The 1,776-nt window shown below is 52.8% G+C and carries 3 protein-coding genes; 1 reads left to right on the forward strand and 2 read right to left on the reverse strand.

Annotation, left to right across the window (positions count from 1 at the left end):
- On the forward strand, window positions 1-202 hold a 202-nt coding region (locus ACR0JR_RS22300; RefSeq protein WP_480458206.1), incomplete at its 5' end, for a hypothetical protein.
- Between the two features lie 295 nt (window positions 203-497).
- On the opposite strand, the gene ACR0JR_RS22305 is transcribed toward ACR0JR_RS22300, so the two are convergent.
- Together ACR0JR_RS22305 and ACR0JR_RS22310 are read right to left on the reverse strand one after the other, a co-directional pair.
- Window positions 498-1,328 carry an IS3 family transposase gene (locus ACR0JR_RS22305; RefSeq protein WP_170612379.1) on the reverse strand — a complete coding sequence of 277 codons (831 nt, stop codon included), beginning with the start codon at window positions 1,326-1,328 and terminating at the stop codon, window positions 498-500.
- A 23-nt stretch (window positions 1,329-1,351) separates the two neighbouring features.
- On the reverse strand, window positions 1,352-1,597 hold the full coding sequence (locus ACR0JR_RS22310) for a transposase (RefSeq protein ID WP_480458207.1): 246 nt from the start codon (window positions 1,595-1,597) through the stop codon (window positions 1,352-1,354).
- Window positions 1,598-1,776: the final 179 nt, after the last annotated feature.

Raw genomic sequence — 1,776 nt, forward strand, 5'->3', positions numbered from 1 at the left:
CAGAACCAACAGGCTGAGAGGAACATCCCAAGCGGCTTTTGCCATCGCTCATCGGCAGTTCCAACGTCGACTTTTTCAACACTATCCGGACGAAGCAGCCATCCGCATTTTTACTCCAAATGACCACAGTCAGCCCAAAGCAGACGTTCTCAAGTTTTCACCCGCCGTCTGTTCTAGTGGCAACGCAGCCACTCGCAAATAATTGTAGTCCATGCGGCGCGAGCAAGATCCGAGACCAATAAATTCCAATTTGATTATACATAATGTTGAAGTATCCTCCGACGAAGAAACGACATATAGATTGAAGGTGACGGAGCGGATGGTAAAAGGTCTCAAATCAGCAGTTGCAACTGTACTGACTGCGACGCTGATGACATGCCCCAATTTAGTCGCAGCAGACCAAGTCTCGGAGCAGATAGAAGCTCTGCTACGGCCAAATACGAATGCGAGTAGCACACTTTCTAACAGTAAGAGTTTGGACGCAGGAATCCTTGTGTCTAGCCCCCTCGTTCGGCACCACTAAATTGAGGTTTCTCTAATAAGGTTTCAGGCACAGGTGGGCGCATGTTCAGAGCATGATGTGGCCGGATCTGGTTGTATTGTCTGAGCCAGACATTGATGGCGACCTGAGCTTGTTTGGTTGTGTGGAACCATTCGGCGTTGAGGACTTCGCGACGGAGTGTTCCGTTGAAGCGTTCGTTGTAGCCATTTTCCCACGGTGACCCTGGGTAGATCTGGATCGGTTGGATACCGACCCGTCGGAGCCACTCCTGAAGCGGTGCAGCGATGAACTCCGGGCCGTTGTCTGAACGAATAAACTCGGGCTTACCGTGTTTCATCAGCAGCCGGTGCAGAACGTCCAGAACGTCAGCTGCATTCATTCTGGGTCGCACTGCCACGCAGAGCGCCTCACGGGTGTACTCATCAAGCACAGTCAGCATCTTGTAGCTCCGCCCACTGCTCAGCTTGTCATGGACAAAATCAATCGCCCAGACATGGTTGGGATGCGTGGGCCTGAGCCGGATGACAGAGCTGCCCTTGTGATAGAGCCGCCTTCGTTTCTTATGCCGATGTGGCAGCTGCAAGCCTTCTTCGCCCCATAATCGTTCGATCTTCTTGTGATTGACCTGCCAGCCCTCTATCCGCAAAAGCGCTGTCACTTTCCGATAACCATATCGTCCGTATTGCTTGGCCAGCCGGATCATCGCCAGGCGCAGCGCATCATCACTAGTAGCCTTGGACCGATAGCGATGACTGGACCGCGCCACACCCAACACAGCGCAGGTTCGACGTTCCGATGTATCCAGCTTTTGGCGGGTGTGGATCACGGCCTGACGCAACCCATCAACCGTCAGGCCTTGGGCTTTAAATGATCCAGGCTCTCCTTCAGGATCAGCTTGTCGAGCTGAAGATCAGCCACGATCTTCTTAAGCCGCTCATTCTCTTTCTGAAGCGCTCGCATCTCTGACAACTGCGGCCGCCCCATGCCGCCAAACTTCTTGCGCCAGTAGTAATACGTCTTGTCTGAAATCCCCGCCTTCCGACAAGCGCTCACAACATCCAAACCATCATGCAAATGCACGTCGATCTCGCGCAAAATCTTCAATGCATCTTCATTGGAATGAAACCGGTCAGCTTTAGGCTCGGCACCCCCATTCGCTGCATACGATGTGAGCGTCTGCTTTGCGGAGATAGTGTTGAAAAAGTCGACGTTGGAACTGCCGATGAGCGATGGCAAAAGCCGCTTGGGATGTTCCTCTCAGCCTGTTGGTTCTG

It is taken from the genome of Ruegeria sp. AA3 (assembly GCF_056542905.1).